The organism is Bacillus sp. MYb56, from assembly GCF_002976445.1.
Classification (GTDB): domain Bacteria; phylum Bacillota; class Bacilli; order Bacillales; family Bacillaceae_G; genus Bacillus_A; species Bacillus_A mycoides.
Genome location: NZ_PCOH01000006.1, coordinates 178,516 through 194,789 on the forward strand (window position 1 = coordinate 178,516; position 16,274 = coordinate 194,789).

Below are 16,274 nucleotides of genomic sequence, written 5' to 3' on the forward strand. Positions count from 1 at the left end.
AGCAATCAATAAAATGATACACCAGAAAGAATAACGTGACAAGGTGGAAACGAGCCTAAATATATAAAACAAAAAAAGAATCCAGATTCCCCTTATGTAAAATATTGAATTTCTGCATCGGGAAAATACTCATATATATAACCTCGTATTGTTTCTTCTAATACTTCCACATCATCCTTTTGATATACATATTTCCCAATACCGTATCGTCCCCATTTATATTTCCGCTTCTCTTCATCCATTTCAAGTTTCGTATTCGGATAACGTTCTTGAATGACTTTTTTGGCTGGTTTCGTAAAACGATGTTGAATTAATTCGAACGTTAAATTTGGTATCGTCATGTCTTTTAACGCATTGTACAATCGTTCAAACAATTCACGGTACCCTTCTTCCCACCCTTCATGCATATAAATTGGCGCAACAATAAAGCCAAGAGGATAATTAGCCCCCGCTACTTTACGAGCAGCCTCAATTCGCTCTTCAAATGGCGATGTCCCTGGTTCAAAATTTTTAATAACATAACGTGAATTAATACTAAATCGAAAACGCGTTTTCCCATTATGCTTTGCATCTAATAAATGATCAACATGCGAATATTTCGTAACGAAACGCAAACGTCCATGTTCACTTTCTCCGATAAACTCTATCGCCCGTTTTAATGCATGTGTCAAATGATCAATTCCAACGATGTCTGATGTACACGCCGCTTCAAATCTTGTTATTTCAGGGGCCCTTTCATCCATATATTGCTTTGCCTTCTCAAAGATTTCATCTAGATTCACATACACCCTTACGTAAGGTTTACTCCCAAGTGTCGTTTGCAAATAACAATAATGACAATGTCCCATACACCCTGTTGCAAGCGGAATTGCATATTCAGCTGAAGGTTTTGATGTATCGAACTTTAACGTCTTCCTCACCCCAACGACAAGTGTTGCTTTTGCATTACGATACTTTTGCAATTCATTTTCCCCTGGAAAATTTCTAATTTGATTGTGTGATGTCGTTTCACGGATTTCTAATCCCATCTTCGTAAACTTCTCATAAAGCTCTTTTCCAAGCGGATATTCGAGTGCCCTCGGTTCAAAGTAAACGAGTTTTGGCATAAATGGTTTCATGTACTTCCCTCCTCTCATTAGTATGGGAAGCACATGAAAATTAACACAGATTAAAGTTTTCCACTTCAGTAACTTGCTTTGCAAGTTACTGACTGTTATAATTTGGATAACAGCTACCTTGCAAGGCAAGTTACCTGGATAAAAGGTGGTGAAATCATGCACAGCCAAATGTTAAAAGGTGTACTAGAAGGTTGCATTCTATATATCATTTCACAAGAAGAAGTGTACGGATATGAACTAAGTACAAAATTAAATAAACACGGCTTTACATTCGTAAGTGAAGGAAGCATCTATCCTTTATTGTTACGCATGCAAAAAGAGAAACTTATTGAAGGTACATTAAAGGCTTCCTCTCTGGGACCGAAGCGAAAATATTATCACGTAACTGATAAGGGATTAGAACAACTTGAAGAATTTAAAAAAAGTTGGGGAATGGTTTCAACGACGGTAAACAACTTATTACAAGGGGAGTGATAGGGATGAAGGCGAAAGACATGGTTGAATTGAACAATAAAAAACGCGAACTTCTAACACCTGAAAACGAAGCTGCTTACGGTGATATGCTAGTATATCTCCGATTATCTAACGTACCCGAACAAAAATTAGAAGAACTTTTATTAGAAATATTAGATCATCTCATCGAAGCACAAGCAGAAAATAAAAATGCTTATGATATTTTCGGAAATGATTTACGATCTTACTGCGATGAACTTATATCAGCTTTACCAACCCAAACAAAGCTAGAACAAACTTCTTTAATCGGTTTTGTTATTAGCTTACTTCTTGCTATACAGTTTGGAATAGATGCACTTGTTTCGACTTTCATTTTAATCTTCGGGAAGAATATCGAACAATTAAGCCCAGCTTTTAGCATCCCTGGAACCACTTTGTTCGTTTCACTTATTATACTAGGTATACTTTTCATTTTATATTTATTAAAGCGCTATTCCTTTAATCAAAAGATGAATTGGAAAAGAAGGATTCTATTTGGATTCGCATTTGCTACTCCATTTTGTTCAGCTGTATTTTTAAATGTCTATTTTAAAAAACAACCTTATCTCATTTATCATCTAACCTTTTGGCAAAACGCCTTAATCGCTATCCTATTTTTTATTTTATATAAATTACTATACAAAAAATCAAATTTTTAACAGCCCTTCAAACGGCTGTTTTTCTTCTGTATAATTTTACAAATTGAAAAATTTCATAAAGAAAATAAGAAAAATGCAAAATAATTAAAGTTAATTGTTGACGTGATGCTTTTATTATCGGTATCATAAATCTTCGTGAGCAATTATTTTTCGTTATACGATTTTTTTATTATTACTGAATTTTTGAGAGGAGAAATTAGATGTCAGTTAAGAAGAAAACGCAAGTACGCACCGGCAAAATGGTACGTGAACTAATGTTAGCAGACGAAGATGTAAATGCTTCGCTAATTATGGTATACAGTGAAAACGGTGTAAACGCAGAAATTAAAATCGAGGGCTTAACGCCGAAATGTAACGAAGAATTATTTTTGAGCGGAAACGTGGATTGGAACAAGAGTGTTATTTATAAAATTGTTGATTTCACTGGGAACGCTGAGGTTGGTAAAGTTACATTAACAGCGATGAACAAAAACAATGTTTCTCTAGAAGTCGAACGCGTTATGTGGAGCAAAGAAAATAAAGAAGCTGCTGAGCAAGAAGAAACAGTTGTAGAAGCTACTCCGAAAAAAGAAGTAGTTGTAGAAGCTCCAAAAGCAGTTACACCTGCTCCAAAGCCTATTACGCGAGTAGAAACACCTGCTGCACCTAAACCTACTCCGGTACCAACGCCGAAGTCAGTAAGTGTTGAAGCAGCTATAGAACTATCTACTCCAGCACCTGTGAAAAAAGCAGTACCTACTCCAGTTACAAAGCAAGAGACAGCACCGGTTACTCCTATAAAACCGAAGCAACCTGCTTTGACTGAAACAAATACAAAACTACAAGAAAATTATGTTAAACTTGTGAAAAAGACAATTGAAGTTTGTCAAGATTACGAGCTTGGCATCGACATAGATGATTCTATTGAAGGATTAAAAAAAGAGCTACAAAGCCAAGGTATTAGCGTTACATTCGACAAAGAAATTATGGACGTTGTAAATCGCCTTCGTTCTTTACAAGATAAAGGAATCAAAGTAGAAAAAGTACTTAATTTACTATAAAAATAAGGAGATGGCGGTCGCCATCTCCTTATTTTTTATAATTCCATTCATTACTTTCATACTTCTCTTTTGCTAAAGTTTGAACTTCATGAAGCTGTTCTTCTGTTAGTTCATACGGCACAAGCTCTATATCTAAACCTTTTTCAAATCCAGTTTCAAACGCTTTAATTAACTGTTCAATCGTAAATGTGCGGTCTGTTAATTCATTAATCGCTACCGCTTTAGAAGAAAACATGTTTTTCATACGCTCTTTTACTCGCTCATTTGGGAATAAAAATAGGTCGTATAACTCATCTAAATCTATTTCTAACGGAATAGAACCGTGTTGTAAGATAACACCTTTTTGACGTGTTTGGGCACTACCCGCGATTTTTCTTCCTTCAACTACAATCTCATACCAAGATGGTGCATCAAAACATACTCCTGAACGCGGATTTTTTAAATTCTCACGATCCGCTTCTGTTTTCGGAACTGCATAATACGCTTCTAATCCTAATGCCTTAAAACCGTCCAATAAGCCTTGCGAAATAATTCGGTATGCTTCTGTAACTGTTTTTGGCATATTCGGATGATCTTCAGACACAATAACACTGTACGTTAATTCTTTGTCATGTAGTACACCCCTGCCGCCTGTTTGACGACGAACGAATCCATATTTCTTTTCGTTAACTACATCCATATTTATATCTTTTTCAACACGCTGGAAATACCCGACTGTTAATGTTGGTACTTCCCATTCATAAAAACGAATTGTTGGTGACATTTTCTTTGCACTTTGCCAATTTAATAAACATTCATCTAACGCCATATTAAATGCTGGTGAACATTGACCAGAGTTAATATAACACCATTTTTCTTTTCCCATCCTGCACCTCATATAACCAATTATTTTTCACATTCTCTAGTCTACCAAATTCGACAAAATTTGTGAAAGAATACGAAATTTCTTCTTATATACAAATGAATCTGTTGCATAAATACATATGGGCATTATAATATTGAAAGTAGGATAAGAAAAAAGGAGCGATAGAATCGTGTCAACAAACTTGATTATTATACTAGCCGCAATTGCAGCATTCATCGGCTACACTGTATGGATGTATTTCTATCAGAAAAAATTAATTAAAACACTTTCAGAAGATGAATTTCGCGCTGGCTACCGTAAAGCACAGCTTATCGATATTCGCGAAGCGGATGAATTTAACGCGGGACATATTTTAGGTGCGCGTAACATTCCATTATCACAAATTCGCCTTCGCCACAAAGAACTTCGCCAAGATCAACCGGTTTATTTATATTGCCAAAGCGGATTCCGTACAGGTCGTGCAGCTCAATACTTAAAAAAACAAGGCTACACAGATTTCTACCAATTAAAAGGTGGATTTAAATCTTGGTCAGGAAAAATTAAAAAGAAATAATATACAAAAAACTAGCTGCACGATACAGCTAGTTTTTTCATTCCATATTGTTCGCAATGTACAGCAGATTTTGTTTAATCACATCTTCAGCTTTCTCATCTACATTACGATATAATAGCTGATATTCAATCCCCTTCTCTTTCCATATAAGCGTAGCAAATTCGTCCCCTCGCTCGTAATCATCCTTATTTTTAAAATAAGCAGGTGCTCCATTATTCAATTTCATTTGTTCTTGAAATCGATTCTCTTCTACGAGGTATGGAAAACTGTAAGAAAAGTTGGCCACTGTTAATTCTATATAATCGTGCCTTCCTTTCTCTTGTTGCTTATATTTAATCGTTAAGACAGCATTCTTCTTTCCCATCGTTCTTACCTCTCCCTGCACATCACTCGTAATGTCATAAGGTAAAAACGTTGGAACTTTAAACTTCGCCGGAAAATATTTTGGAAGTTCCTTTAGCGGAATCGGATCAGTAACACGGTCCTTAGCCCCTCCTGTTGTTCCTACAAATGTTTTTTCTTCTTGCATCGTTTGCTGAAATGAACATGAGCTAAGTATTACACTAGAAAACACGAAACAAATGATTCCTTTTTTCAATTTGTTTCCGCCCTTTCATACCGCTCTCTTAACGAGTGAAGCGTTTATACTCTCTACTATTCGCTTCGTTATCAAACGCCTCCTCCGAAAACTTTCCACGTTATTCTCACACATTCTGACAAAAATTCTTTGCAGACATACAAAAAAGACCCCACTATTCTTACGCCCAAATAAAAAGGTTACGCGAACAACAGAAGTCATGCTTATAACATAGATTGTGAAAAGCTTTTCAGGTCAAGATTTTTTTCATTCTTATTATTTTCCCCTTATAATTAAGGAAAGAGGTGATACATATGGCCAATATAAAACAAATTGCAAAAACTGCTGGTGTATCTATATCAACTGTTTCTCGTGTTCTTAATAATCATCCTTACGTAAAAGAAGAAAAGCGTAAGCGTGTTTTAGATGCAGTTGAAGAATTGAACTATGCAAAAAATATAAATGCTATCCATTTAATAAAGGGAAAAACGTATACAATCGGGGTTATGCTACCTTTTATTAATCTTCCGTACTTTAGCACGATCATTGAAGGAATCGGAAACGAAGCGTTAGCAGCTGGATATCATATTAATTTATGCCAAACGAATTACGATAGTATTGAAGAAATTCGCGTTCTTGAAATGATGAAAATGAAACAATTTGACGGGATGATTATTTGCTCTCGCACGAGTTCATGGGAACAAATTGAACCGTTCGCAAAATTTGCTCCTATTATTTCATGTGAAAAAATGAACCATCCCCTCATTTCATCTGTCTATGTAGATCATTACGAAGGATTCCGCCTTGGTACTTCCTATTTACTCAGTAAAGGTCATGAAAAAATCGGCATTTGTTTAGCAAGAAAAACAAGTGTTAATTCAATCGAGCGTGAAAAAGCTTTCGCCGATACTCTTCGTCACGAAGAAAAAACAGTACACCCTGATTGGATTTTCCATCAATGTTATACGATGCAGGACGGGGCAAAAATACTTCATCGTATTTTAAACATGAAAAATCGTCCAACCGCTATTTTCACAGCGAACGATCAAGTAGCTGCTGGTTTATTAACAGAGGCAAAAAAACATGGCATTCGCATACCTGAAGACCTCGCTATCCTGGGATTTGATAACCATGAAATTTCAAAAGCATTAGAAATTACAACTATTGAGCATCCCGGGCTCACAATGGGATCACGTGCTTTTTCTTTATTTCATAAACAGATACAAAACGAACACATTATTGGAAACTCAGAAGAACTTTCATTCCATTTAATTGAGCGAAAAACAGTCTAGAAAAGAGTGCCAACCATAGCACTCTTTTTTCAGTTCTTCACCTATTGACTTTATATTTTTTATCTCATATAATGAACCTAACGAACGGTAGGTAGGGGATGAAAATGACAGCAAACCGCATTAAAGCTGTAGCACTTTCACATTTCGCACGCTACGGCTACGAAGGAACTTCATTAGCAAATATTGCTCAAGAAGTTGGGATTAAAAAACCATCGATTTACGCACACTTTAAAGGAAAAGAAGAGCTATATTTTACATGCTTAGAATCCGCTCTTCAAAAAGATTTACAAAGCTTCACTGACGATATCGAAAATTTTTCAAAATCGTCTACTGAAGAATTGCTAGTAAATCTGTTAAAAGGTTATGCAAAACGATTTGGTGAAAGTGAAGAATCAATGTTTTGGTTACGAACTTCTTATTTTCCGCCGGATGCTTTTCGCGAACAAATTATTGATAAAGCGAATGTACACATTGAAAATGTCGGAAAACTTTTATTCCCTGTGTTTAAAAGAGCAAGCGAACAAGATGAACTGCATAACATTGAAGTAAAAGACGCTTTGGAGGCTTTTTTATGCTTACTTGACGGTCTTATGGTTGAACTACTATACGCAGGTTTAAATCGTTTTGAGACACGTTTAGAAGCTTCTTGGAAAGTATTTTGGCGCGGACTTTCAAACTGACGGATTGCTCCTTTGCAATGCGTCGTTTTTAAGCCCTTTACCTAACGACTGGTAGGAAGGAGAAATGACATATGGCATGGATTTATGTAATCATAGCTGGTATTATTGAAATCTTTTGGGTTATTGGACTTAAAAAAGCGGAGGCACCACTTGAGTGGGCTGGTGTTGCTCTATTAATTACAATTAGTTTCGTCTTATTATTTAGAGCATATAAAGATTTACCTGTCGGCACTGTATACGCAGTCTTTACAGGAATTGGAGCTGGTGGAATCGTTCTTACAGAGATTTTCATCTTCGGAGAACCTTTCTCTATCGTAAAAGTATTATTAATCGGTTTAATCTTCTTCGGAGTAATCGGTTTAAAACGAGTAACAGAAGAAAAAGAAGCGAAGGAGGCCGCATAAAATGGCTTGGGTATTTTTAATTCTAGCTGGTATTTGTGAAATTGTTGGTGTACTCTTTATGAAAGTAGCCACTGAAAAGAAAGGCTGGGCACCAAAAGTTATTTTAATCGCTAACTTTGGTGTAAGTTTCTTCTTCTTATCTCTTGCAATGAATACATTACCGATGGGAACTGCTTACGCAATTTGGACTGGAATCGGAACTGCCGGAAGTGCACTTCTCGGTATTCTTATTTTCCGCGAGTCAGCGGATTGGCGTCGCCTTGCCTTCTTAAGCTGCATTCTGTGCGGCGCTGTTGGCTTAAAATTATTAGGCTAACGTGAGGTGAATGTCATGTGGAAAGAAAAAGGAAAACAAATGTTAACATGGATTACACTCGGGATCGTCATTCTATTACAAATAAGTTTTCATATAATAGAATGGCTGTTTCATAAAGTATTATCCATTCTTACATTCCTTCCTAACATGGCACTTGAAATTGCATCTATCGCTTGGTCAATTATTGCCTCCATTACAATCGTGATTATATGGAGTATCGCCAAGCTATGGAACAAGTTATTTAAAAAGGACAGTTCTTCTGAAAAGAAGTAACTGTCCTTTTTTATCCCGCATTAACGGGCAGTAAGACCCCCACTGATTAAAGTTTCACTTTATATTCATTCTGATTTTCTATAGAAATTTGATGCGATCAGACAAAGCAGACCAGCTATGACAACACTCATACCAATCCCTTTATACAAATTAGGAAATGGCGATGGTATATCTGAGTAAAAATTTGCTATTATGAGACCAATTGAAAATAAAAGTACCCCAATTCTATATAACCACTTTCTTTTGTTCATCATTCTCCCTCCTAAAATTTTTCATATCCTTCTTTCTTTTGGACATACTACCTAAAAAAGGAGTGGGTTATATGCAAAATTCTATACATAAGCAGATCCTGTTTTTATTTTTCCTCTTTCTCATTTTCGTTATCGTTTTCAGCTTTATATTACATACTCCGAAAGATGTGCCTAATAGCCTTTCTGTTTATAAACTTTTGCTCTCGTATTGCCGTTATTGAAGAAGGTGCCTTTTACGAGGCACCTTTTAAAATTCTCTCTTCTCATACAATTTCACTGAAACGAAGATAGATACTATGAACATGCAAATTGAACTAACGAATAACACGCTGTTGTATAGTTGAATTTGTTCCAGGTTGATTTGAAACAAAGTTTCTAAAATAACAATCGGCGCCATGAATATTACTATCGTAATAAAAATAGTTTTTTTATACCCTAGCCAAAACGATATCGGTAAAACAAAGCTTAAATACACTAAAATAAAGCTAATACTAGCAACCATTGTCGTTTCAATAAATTCAAATAGGTTAACCCCATTCTTCATTCCCATCGTGAAACAACCGACCGTTACGCTTATAAAGAGAATAATAATTGCTACTATATATTTCGCATACACAATTTGTTTTCTGAATATTGGCAAACTACTTACTATAACTTCACTCTCATTTTTACTATCTGCTTCAAATGTTTTTACTGTTGCCCCAATTGTAATAATTACTGACATAATTATGAACAGATTTTCCGTATCTGTTAAAGCCATATAAAAGAAAACAGGATACAATATGTACCAAATTAAAAATTTCCATTGAATGATGAAATCTTTTAAAATTAGTTGTTTCAACACTATTCTCCTCTCTCTTACAAATCACGCTCACTATACAAATGAATTGAGAATAACATAGACATGATATATAAAAGAAGCAGCCCAGCTATAAAACAAACATTTACGACTAGACTCGTGCTCCAAACATTCTCTACATCTAACCATACGTTACTTACAATTAGTCCACTTAAATACCCAAATGCTATTCCGATAAAAGGAGCAATTTGTTTTGCACTGTTATATCCTACTGAGAATTCAATCGGAAGTACAATTATGCTACAAACAAGCCCACCTGTTATACCTCCGAGAATTTCTCCCCACAGCATAAATCCAGTTATATGTTCATTTTGTAACTGAATCAAACCAACCAAAAGTGAGAGAATCCCCCCTAACGCAACTAAAATACTTACAAATATGTATTTTGCTATGACAATTCCTTTACGTTGTAACGGTAAACTATTTACTATTATTTCACTTTTATTTTTCCCCTCATAACTCATTGACAGTACCATGCCAAGAAAAGGTATAGATAAGCTAATCGTCATAAGGAAGCTATCACTACGAAAATCAACAATAGCAAGGAAAAACAAACATATAAGATACGCAAACCCTAACTTTCTTTGCAACACTATATCTTTTACGACTAATTGCTTGATCATGTTTTACCCTCCTAATATGAAAATGTCCCTTCTATAACTCTGCCTCCTGAAACATTTTCATTGAGAGAAACATTGATATGACTATACTTACTAACACTCCGATACCAAGAACACTCATTGCTAGTGTAGCCTCTTGAGAGTGGAGTACTTTTAACATAATTATTTCATCACCAAAAATATTGCACATAAGGCCAATCATACCCATTAAAGGAAAAATCATAATCACATTCAAGACAGTAATAGCTTTATATCCTCCAATGTAATTAGTAGGTATCGTTACTACACAATAAATCAAAGTTGCTACTATTGCTGAAAATATTGCATATCCAGGAATAACTATATCTCTGTTCAACAAAATATTTCCTAATATTACGACTATAGAAGTTATGCTCAAACCGACTATAATAAATAATGTGCTTGAAATATATTTAGCTATAACTATCTCTTTTCTCATTATCGGCAAACTCACTAATACTTTTTCTATTTTACTTTTCTCGTCATAATAAAAAGAAATATATATAATCGTACTACATGTTATAAATAATCCTATTGCAATCCCCATCGGTTCTACGGAATTTCTAAAAACAGATAAAATAGGTATTAAAAAATAGAAAGGAAACATCTTCTTCTGTAAGAAAAACTCCTTCAAAATCAACTGTTGCATATGAATTCCCCTCTCTATAAATCACGCGTTTCATAAATTTTAATTGTAAGAAACATAGAAGCGATATAGACACTAGCTAATATAATTCCTCCAACTATAAATACACCGATATGCACTGGATTCATAATCCACTCAATGAATGAAGGTGTTGTTTCATCCAATCCATCTCCTATGAATATCCAAGCAATTCCACCAACTACCATTGATGCTCCTGACACTATACTTCGTGCTATCTTTGACCTTGTAACATAATAACTAGGAAAGAATGTTACAACAAAAAATACGGCGTAAACAGCTCCATTTATTACTTCATACCATGGAATTTCAATGTATAGATTCGGATGATAGGTACCGATATCACCAATGACCACAATGCCTCTTACAAGAAAAACAACTAACATCGTAGAGAGTATGCCACCAACAATAAATATTGCACTGGAAACATATCTAGCAATTATGATATCCTTTCGGCTTACCGGTAAACTATTTATAATAATGTCACTGTTATTCCTTTCATCCATAAAAGTTAACGTCATAACGGAAGAAAGAGTTATAAATAGACAACTCATCGAAAATAACAATTCACCACTTGGATCTAACATAAATAATACAAGAGGCACAATTAGATTCACTAACCACGTTACCCTAAAAAAGAACAAATCTTTATATATGAGCTGACGCATAGGCACCTCTCCCTTTCGCAGTGTAAACGATGATATCATCTAATGTAGGTTTTTCTAGTACAACCTCATTTCCAAACCAATCTATAATTGCTTGTTTTTCCTTTGCGAGTCCTTCAAATCCGAATTTATTTTTGCGTAAGCCAACGAATAACTCTTTTCCTTCTCGATCCAATAAATCATTGCTCCCCTTTACGATTACGTAATTCTCCATTAATTCATCTTTCTCACCAGTAAATATAATTTCTCCATCGTTAATGAACGTAATATAATCTGCGATGCGCTCTAAGTCTGTTGTAATGTGCGTTGAGAATAATACGGATACTTCATCTTCCATTACAATTTCTTGCAAAATATCAAGTAATTCACTTCGAACAACTGGATCTAATCCTGCTGTTGGTTCATCCATAATAATGAATTCCGCATGGTGTGAAAGTGCGATTGCAATCGCAAATTTCATTTTCATCCCTTTGGATAACTCTTTAATTTTTTTAGACTTTGGAACTTGTAATCTCTGCATATACGATTGATACTGCTTTTCGTCCCACTTTTTATATAACGGTGCAATAACCCGTTTCATTTGCTCACACGTTAAATCTTCGTAATAATGATTTTCATCATATACAAAACCGATATTTTGTTTTATTTCCTTTTCGGCTTTCTTATTGTCCTTACCAAAAATTTTTATATCACCGCTCTCTTTTCTGATTAAATTCATAATCATTTTGATCGTCGTACTTTTTCCAGCTCCATTCGGTCCGATAAATCCCATAATATATCCACGTGGCAATGTAAAACTTACATTTTTCACTGAGAAATCTTGATAAGTTTTACAAACGTTTTTTAGCTCTAACATCTCTTATTCCCCCTTGTATAAACACGCAATCATCTGTTGCAACTCTTCCAGTGAAAGCTGCAACACTTTACTTTCATTCACAATCTCTTCTACTTTACTTTCCAATAGACGTAGCCGCTGTTCTTTTAATAGTTCATTATTTTTACGTGAAACATAAGTCCCCTTCCCAGCAACAGTTTCTATATACCCTTCTTTTTCAAGCTCCTCGTATGCACGCTTCGTTGTAATTACACTAATTTGTAATTCCTTCGCTAAGCTACGAATAGACGGTAATTGGTCTCCACCCTTTAAACCACCATTTAAAATAAGCTGGCTTAATTGTTTTCTTATTTGCACATAAATAGGGTCTTGGGAAGAATTCGAAATAATAATATTCATGTTTTCCTCCAGTGTGTGTATATACTGTACATACCTTATATATACAGTATATACGGAATATCCTATTTTGGGCAAGAAAAAAAGACCAACATTTTCCTGTTGGTCTTTCGTATATGTATCACTTTTCAAAGCGATCTAACATTTCGTCTCTCATTCCGAAACTAACAACCGCAATTCCTACATACATAAAAAGAAGGAATGCTGGATGAACTGTATTGTACCAGCTGCTATCAACAATTAAATAAATCGTTAACGCCACAACAAGAACAAACGCTAAAATAAACATATAAAAGTGTCGTGTATTACCCATGATAAACTCCTCTCTTCTCTCTTCACCATTCAACAGTATATTGTATCGAATAATTCGATATGACTCAAGGTTAACTTTCTGTTATGTAATCAAGTTCTACCTTTACAATGTCCTCACACGCTATTGAAATGATTGTTCCTTGTTTATCAATCGCTGTCACTTCTCTATTATCCATTACACGGTGCGCTACTCTTTCTAACACTTTCCCTTGGTCTCGGTAACAAAATTCTTTTACATCTTTAATTGTTTCTCCATTTTCTAAATGGTATACCATTCTATAACATCGATATCCCACGCTTCCACCCCCGTCTTGCTCGTTTTTTCACATATACATAAAAATGAGTAATTTCTACCTCATCACATCTTCTTAATTTCAATAAAATTCTAACAAAAATAAATACTTTTATCAAACCGACTTTTTCAACAAAATCACCTATAAAACCGCATCTTTACAGCAATATGAAACAAAAAATATAAATTTTCAACATTTTTTCATTCTAGCCACACCAATTTTGCAAAAAAAAAGAACCCGCATGTAGCGAGTTCTTTTTTTTCCAATCACACTTGTACAGGTGCTAGCTTTTCATAACGTAAAACTGGTTTACGAGCAGCCAATGTTTCATCTAAACGTTTTATTACTGTTGTATGTGGTGCTTCTTGTACAACTTCTGGATTTTCTTCTACCTCTTTAGCAATTTGAATCATCTTATCAATGAAACCATCTAATGTTTCTTTTGATTCTGTTTCTGTTGGCTCAATCATAATACATTCTTCCACATTTAATGGGAAGTAAATTGTTGGTGGATGGTAACCGAAATCAAGCAGACGTTTTGCAATATCTAATGTACGTACACCAAGTTTCTTTTGACGACGACCTGACAATACGAATTCATGCTTGCAATGTCTATCGAACGGAAGATCATAGAATGGTGCTAATCTTCTCATCATATAGTTCGCATTTAATACAGCATACTCAGTTACTGCACGTAGTCCATCTGGACCCATAGAACGAATATATGTGTATGCACGAACGTTAATTCCGAAGTTACCATAGAATGGTTTCACACGCCCAATTGCTTCTGGACGATCATAGTTAAAGTGATAGCCATTTTCCGTTTTCTCTAAAATCGGCTTTGGTAAGTACGGAATTAAATCAGCTTTCACACCTACTGGACCAGAACCTGGACCACCGCCGCCATGCGGACCTGTAAATGTTTTATGAAGGTTTAAATGCACAACGTCAAATCCCATATCTCCTGGGCGCGCTTGGCTTAATACCGCATTTAAGTTTGCACCATCATAGTATAATTTACCGCCTGCATTATGGACGATTTCAGCCATTTCTAAAATATTTTCTTCGAATAGACCTAATGTATTTGGATTTGTTAACATAAGTGCTGCTGTTTCTTCGTTTACAACACGTTTTAAATCATCTAAGTCAACAAGACCATGTTCATTTGATTTCACCGTAATTGTTTCAAAACCAGCTACTGTTGCAGACGCCGGGTTTGTTCCGTGAGCAGAGTCAGGAACAATTACTTTCGTACGGTTAAAGTCACCGTTCGCTTCATGATATGCACGAATCAACATTAATCCTGTCCATTCTCCGTGTGCACCAGCTGCTGGTTGTAACGTAACAGTATCCATACCTGTAATTTCAATTAAATGTTCTTGTAAGTCATACATTAATTCCATTGCACCTTGCACTGTTTTTTCATCTTGAAGTGGATGAATATTTGCAAAGCCTGCGAAACGAGCTACGTTTTCATTAATTTTCGGATTATATTTCATCGTACAAGACCCAAGTGGATAGAATCCAGAATCCACACCGTGGTTACGGTTTGAAAGCGCTGTGTAATGGCGCATAATATCAAGTTCAGATACTTCTGGAAGCTCTGCATCTTCTACTCGAATATAATCACTCTCAAACACATCTTCTAATTTTACTTCTTCTACATCTAATTTGGGTAAGCTATATCCTACGCGTCCTTCTTTAGTCACTTCAAAAATAAGTGCTTGGTCTTGGTTCTTCATTGGATAGCCCCCATTTCGTTTACAAGTGTGTCAATTTCCTCTTTTGTACGAAGCTCTGTTACCGCTACAAGCATATGGTCTTCATGCTCTTTATAATCACGGCCTAGGTCGTAACCACCGATAATATTCTTTTGTATTAATACATCATTTATTTCTTTAACTGGACGTTTACAATCTACAACAAATTCATTAAAGAATGGTCCAGCGAACGTTACTGTGAAACCTTTCGCTTCAAATTGACGTTTTGCATATTGTGCTTTAGAAATGTTTTGACGTGCCATTTCTTTTACACCTTGTTTGCCAAGTGCCGTCATTGCAACAGAAGCTGCTAATGCATTTAACGCTTGGTTTGAACAAATGTTAGACGTCGCTTTATCACGACGAATATGCTGTTCACGTGCTTGTAACGTTAATACAAATCCACGTTTACCATCTGAATCTACAGTTTGTCCGACAAGACGTCCTGGAATTTTACGCATAAATGCTTTCGTTGTTGCAAAGTAACCACAGTGCGGTCCACCAAACTGCGTTGGGATACCGAATGGTTGTGCATCACCGATTACAACATCAGCACCGAATTTTCCTGGCGGTGTTAATGCGCCTAATGATAATGGATTTGAAGAAACGATAAATAATGATTTTTGTTGATGAACGATTTTTTCGATATCAGCTAACTTTTCCACTTGTCCGAAGAAGTTTGGATATTGAACGATTACACAAGCAACTGTATCATCTACTTCACTTTGTAATACTTCTAAATCTGTTACACCGTTTTTATGATCAATTTCAACAACTTCAAGATTTTGACCTTTTGCATATGTTTCAAGTACCGCTCTTGATTCTGGATGAACTGCCTTAGATACAAGAATTTTCTTTTTGCGAGTATGACCAGCTGCTAGCATTGCCGCTTCAGCTAAAGCTGTACCTCCGTCATACATAGAAGAGTTTGCTACATCCATTCCTGTTAATTCACAAATCATTGTTTGGAATTCAAAAATTGCTTGTAATTCCCCTTGTGAAATTTCTGGTTGGTATGGTGTGTAAGCTGTATAAAACTCTGAACGAGAAATAACATGATCAACAATTACTGGAGCGTAATGATCGTATACACCTGCTCCTAAGAAAGAAGCATATTCTTTTAAGTTCGCATTTTTGCTAGCCATTTGAGATAGCTCTTTTAAAAGCTCTGGCTCTGATTTTGCTTCTTTAATTTTTAAATCCCCTTTAAAACGAACACTCTCTGGAATATCAGAGAATAACTCATCAATCGTTTGAACGCCGATTGTTTGTAACATTTCTTTTTTGTCTTCTTCTGTCATTGGAAGATAACGATGCAACATGAAATCTACC

23 protein-coding genes are annotated in these 16,274 nt (G+C 35.4%); 9 read left to right on the forward strand and 14 right to left on the reverse strand.

What is annotated here, in order from left to right:
• Positions 1-92: 92 nt before the first annotated feature.
• Positions 93-1,118 (reverse strand): spore photoproduct lyase, encoded by a 1,026-nt coding sequence (splB, locus tag CQ058_RS10490; protein WP_002015042.1) that lies wholly within the window; start codon positions 1,116-1,118, stop codon positions 93-95.
• A 156-nt stretch (positions 1,119-1,274) separates the two neighbouring features.
• Between splB and CQ058_RS10495 the strand changes: the two genes are divergently transcribed.
• The 3 genes from CQ058_RS10495 to CQ058_RS10505 all read left to right on the forward strand — a co-directional run bounded on the left by CQ058_RS10495 (position 1,275) and on the right by CQ058_RS10505 (position 3,309).
• Complete coding sequence (locus tag CQ058_RS10495; protein ID WP_000556081.1) at positions 1,275-1,592, forward strand: PadR family transcriptional regulator; 318 nt, start codon at positions 1,275-1,277, stop codon at positions 1,590-1,592.
• Positions 1,593-1,597: 5 nt separating this feature from the next.
• Positions 1,598-2,269: a DUF1129 family protein gene (locus CQ058_RS10500; protein ID WP_002015041.1), complete on the forward strand. Its 672-nt coding sequence runs from the start codon at positions 1,598-1,600 to the stop codon at positions 2,267-2,269.
• 200 nt (positions 2,270-2,469) lie between these two features.
• Positions 2,470-3,309 (forward strand): hypothetical protein, encoded by an 840-nt coding sequence (locus CQ058_RS10505; protein ID WP_105589692.1) that lies wholly within the window; start codon positions 2,470-2,472, stop codon positions 3,307-3,309.
• Positions 3,310-3,337: 28 nt separating this feature from the next.
• Here CQ058_RS10505 and CQ058_RS10510 read toward each other — a convergent pair whose 3' ends face one another.
• On the reverse strand, positions 3,338-4,174 hold the full coding sequence (locus tag CQ058_RS10510; protein ID WP_002015039.1) for a lipoate--protein ligase family protein: 837 nt from the start codon (positions 4,172-4,174) through the stop codon (positions 3,338-3,340).
• Between the two features lie 169 nt (positions 4,175-4,343).
• Between CQ058_RS10510 and CQ058_RS10515 the strand changes: the two genes are divergently transcribed.
• Complete coding sequence (locus tag CQ058_RS10515; RefSeq protein WP_002015038.1) at positions 4,344-4,727, forward strand: rhodanese-like domain-containing protein; 384 nt, start codon at positions 4,344-4,346, stop codon at positions 4,725-4,727.
• A gap of 37 nt (positions 4,728-4,764) precedes the next feature.
• Here CQ058_RS10515 and CQ058_RS10520 read toward each other — a convergent pair whose 3' ends face one another.
• Positions 4,765-5,301, reverse strand: a complete 537-nt coding sequence (locus CQ058_RS10520) for a hypothetical protein (RefSeq protein WP_002165082.1) — start codon at positions 5,299-5,301, stop codon at positions 4,765-4,767.
• A gap of 317 nt (positions 5,302-5,618) precedes the next feature.
• On the opposite strand from CQ058_RS10520, the gene CQ058_RS10525 reads away from it, so the two are divergent.
• The 5 genes from CQ058_RS10525 to CQ058_RS10545 all read left to right on the forward strand — a co-directional run bounded on the left by CQ058_RS10525 (position 5,619) and on the right by CQ058_RS10545 (position 8,269).
• A complete protein-coding gene (locus tag CQ058_RS10525) occupies positions 5,619-6,596 on the forward strand; it encodes a LacI family DNA-binding transcriptional regulator (protein WP_105589693.1) in 978 nt (325 codons plus the stop codon).
• A 98-nt stretch (positions 6,597-6,694) separates the two neighbouring features.
• Complete coding sequence (locus tag CQ058_RS10530) at positions 6,695-7,276, forward strand: TetR/AcrR family transcriptional regulator (protein ID WP_002034003.1); 582 nt, start codon at positions 6,695-6,697, stop codon at positions 7,274-7,276.
• Between the two features lie 71 nt (positions 7,277-7,347).
• A complete protein-coding gene (locus tag CQ058_RS10535; RefSeq protein ID WP_000312339.1) occupies positions 7,348-7,680 on the forward strand; it encodes a DMT family transporter in 333 nt (110 codons plus the stop codon).
• A gap of 1 nt (position 7,681) precedes the next feature.
• A complete protein-coding gene (locus CQ058_RS10540; RefSeq protein ID WP_002015033.1) occupies positions 7,682-7,996 on the forward strand; it encodes a DMT family transporter in 315 nt (104 codons plus the stop codon).
• Between the two features lie 15 nt (positions 7,997-8,011).
• Positions 8,012-8,269: a DUF3975 family protein gene (locus tag CQ058_RS10545; RefSeq protein ID WP_002190655.1), complete on the forward strand. Its 258-nt coding sequence runs from the start codon at positions 8,012-8,014 to the stop codon at positions 8,267-8,269.
• A gap of 65 nt (positions 8,270-8,334) precedes the next feature.
• Here CQ058_RS10545 and CQ058_RS10550 read toward each other — a convergent pair whose 3' ends face one another.
• From CQ058_RS10550 to gcvPA, 11 genes are all read right to left on the reverse strand, one after another.
• Positions 8,335-8,520, reverse strand: coding sequence for a hypothetical protein (locus tag CQ058_RS10550; RefSeq protein WP_002190656.1), 186 nt, complete (start codon positions 8,518-8,520; stop codon positions 8,335-8,337).
• 247 nt (positions 8,521-8,767) lie between these two features.
• Positions 8,768-9,364, reverse strand: coding sequence for an ABC-2 transporter permease (locus CQ058_RS10560; RefSeq protein ID WP_033728154.1), 597 nt, complete (start codon positions 9,362-9,364; stop codon positions 8,768-8,770).
• A gap of 14 nt (positions 9,365-9,378) precedes the next feature.
• Entirely contained in the window at positions 9,379-10,002 is a 624-nt protein-coding gene (locus CQ058_RS10565; protein WP_002190658.1) for an ABC-2 transporter permease, read from the reverse strand.
• 31 nt (positions 10,003-10,033) lie between these two features.
• The gene (locus CQ058_RS10570) at positions 10,034-10,666 is read right to left on the reverse strand and encodes an ABC-2 transporter permease (RefSeq protein ID WP_002034007.1); all 633 of its coding nucleotides are present in this window, start codon (positions 10,664-10,666) and stop codon (positions 10,034-10,036) included.
• 14 nt (positions 10,667-10,680) lie between these two features.
• On the reverse strand, positions 10,681-11,349 hold the full coding sequence (locus tag CQ058_RS10575; RefSeq protein WP_002143120.1) for an ABC-2 transporter permease: 669 nt from the start codon (positions 11,347-11,349) through the stop codon (positions 10,681-10,683).
• Positions 11,330-12,202: an ABC transporter ATP-binding protein gene (locus tag CQ058_RS10580; protein ID WP_105589694.1), complete on the reverse strand. Its 873-nt coding sequence runs from the start codon at positions 12,200-12,202 to the stop codon at positions 11,330-11,332. Before CQ058_RS10580 ends, CQ058_RS10575 begins: the two co-directional genes overlap by 20 nt.
• A gap of 3 nt (positions 12,203-12,205) precedes the next feature.
• Entirely contained in the window at positions 12,206-12,580 is a 375-nt protein-coding gene (locus tag CQ058_RS10585) for a GntR family transcriptional regulator (protein ID WP_002190660.1), read from the reverse strand.
• Positions 12,581-12,698: 118 nt separating this feature from the next.
• Complete coding sequence (locus CQ058_RS10590) at positions 12,699-12,890, reverse strand: hypothetical protein (protein ID WP_002088608.1); 192 nt, start codon at positions 12,888-12,890, stop codon at positions 12,699-12,701.
• 70 nt (positions 12,891-12,960) lie between these two features.
• The gene (locus tag CQ058_RS10595; RefSeq protein WP_000262495.1) at positions 12,961-13,164 is read right to left on the reverse strand and encodes a DUF3929 family protein; all 204 of its coding nucleotides are present in this window, start codon (positions 13,162-13,164) and stop codon (positions 12,961-12,963) included.
• A 284-nt stretch (positions 13,165-13,448) separates the two neighbouring features.
• Complete coding sequence (gcvPB, locus tag CQ058_RS10600) at positions 13,449-14,924, reverse strand: aminomethyl-transferring glycine dehydrogenase subunit 2 (protein WP_002122485.1); 1,476 nt, start codon at positions 14,922-14,924, stop codon at positions 13,449-13,451.
• A complete protein-coding gene (gcvPA, locus tag CQ058_RS10605) occupies positions 14,921-16,264 on the reverse strand; it encodes an aminomethyl-transferring glycine dehydrogenase subunit 1 (RefSeq protein ID WP_002034012.1) in 1,344 nt (447 codons plus the stop codon). The genes gcvPB and gcvPA overlap by 4 nt, the downstream gene beginning before the upstream one ends.
• Positions 16,265-16,274: the final 10 nt, after the last annotated feature.

Excerpts from the sequence above, each read along its gene's own strand:
- splB (WP_002015042.1), bottom strand. The coding sequence starts at position 1,118 with ATGAAACCATTTATGCCAAAACTCGTTTACTTTGAACCGAGGGCACTC.
- CQ058_RS10495 (WP_000556081.1), top strand. The coding sequence starts at position 1,275 with ATGCACAGCCAAATGTTAAAAGGTGTACTAGAAGGTTGCATTCTATAT.
- CQ058_RS10500 (WP_002015041.1), top strand. The coding sequence starts at position 1,598 with ATGAAGGCGAAAGACATGGTTGAATTGAACAATAAAAAACGCGAACTT.
- CQ058_RS10505 (WP_105589692.1), top strand. The coding sequence starts at position 2,470 with ATGTCAGTTAAGAAGAAAACGCAAGTACGCACCGGCAAAATGGTACGT.
- CQ058_RS10510 (WP_002015039.1), bottom strand. The coding sequence starts at position 4,174 with ATGGGAAAAGAAAAATGGTGTTATATTAACTCTGGTCAATGTTCACCA.
- CQ058_RS10525 (WP_105589693.1), top strand. The coding sequence starts at position 5,619 with ATGGCCAATATAAAACAAATTGCAAAAACTGCTGGTGTATCTATATCA.
- CQ058_RS10530 (WP_002034003.1), top strand. The coding sequence starts at position 6,695 with ATGAAAATGACAGCAAACCGCATTAAAGCTGTAGCACTTTCACATTTC.
- CQ058_RS10535 (WP_000312339.1), top strand. The coding sequence starts at position 7,348 with ATGGCATGGATTTATGTAATCATAGCTGGTATTATTGAAATCTTTTGG.
- CQ058_RS10540 (WP_002015033.1), top strand. The coding sequence starts at position 7,682 with ATGGCTTGGGTATTTTTAATTCTAGCTGGTATTTGTGAAATTGTTGGT.
- CQ058_RS10545 (WP_002190655.1), top strand. The coding sequence starts at position 8,012 with ATGTGGAAAGAAAAAGGAAAACAAATGTTAACATGGATTACACTCGGG.
- CQ058_RS10550 (WP_002190656.1), bottom strand. The coding sequence starts at position 8,520 with ATGAACAAAAGAAAGTGGTTATATAGAATTGGGGTACTTTTATTTTCA.
- CQ058_RS10565 (WP_002190658.1), bottom strand. The coding sequence starts at position 10,002 with ATGATCAAGCAATTAGTCGTAAAAGATATAGTGTTGCAAAGAAAGTTA.
- CQ058_RS10570 (WP_002034007.1), bottom strand. The coding sequence starts at position 10,666 with ATGCAACAGTTGATTTTGAAGGAGTTTTTCTTACAGAAGAAGATGTTT.
- CQ058_RS10575 (WP_002143120.1), bottom strand. The coding sequence starts at position 11,349 with ATGCGTCAGCTCATATATAAAGATTTGTTCTTTTTTAGGGTAACGTGG.
- CQ058_RS10580 (WP_105589694.1), bottom strand. The coding sequence starts at position 12,202 with ATGTTAGAGCTAAAAAACGTTTGTAAAACTTATCAAGATTTCTCAGTG.
- CQ058_RS10585 (WP_002190660.1), bottom strand. The coding sequence starts at position 12,580 with ATGAATATTATTATTTCGAATTCTTCCCAAGACCCTATTTATGTGCAA.
- CQ058_RS10590 (WP_002088608.1), bottom strand. The coding sequence starts at position 12,890 with ATGGGTAATACACGACACTTTTATATGTTTATTTTAGCGTTTGTTCTT.
- CQ058_RS10595 (WP_000262495.1), bottom strand. The coding sequence starts at position 13,164 with ATGGTATACCATTTAGAAAATGGAGAAACAATTAAAGATGTAAAAGAA.
- gcvPB (WP_002122485.1), bottom strand. The coding sequence starts at position 14,924 with ATGAAGAACCAAGACCAAGCACTTATTTTTGAAGTGACTAAAGAAGGA.
- gcvPA (WP_002034012.1), bottom strand. The coding sequence starts at position 16,264 with ATGTTGCATCGTTATCTTCCAATGACAGAAGAAGACAAAAAAGAAATG.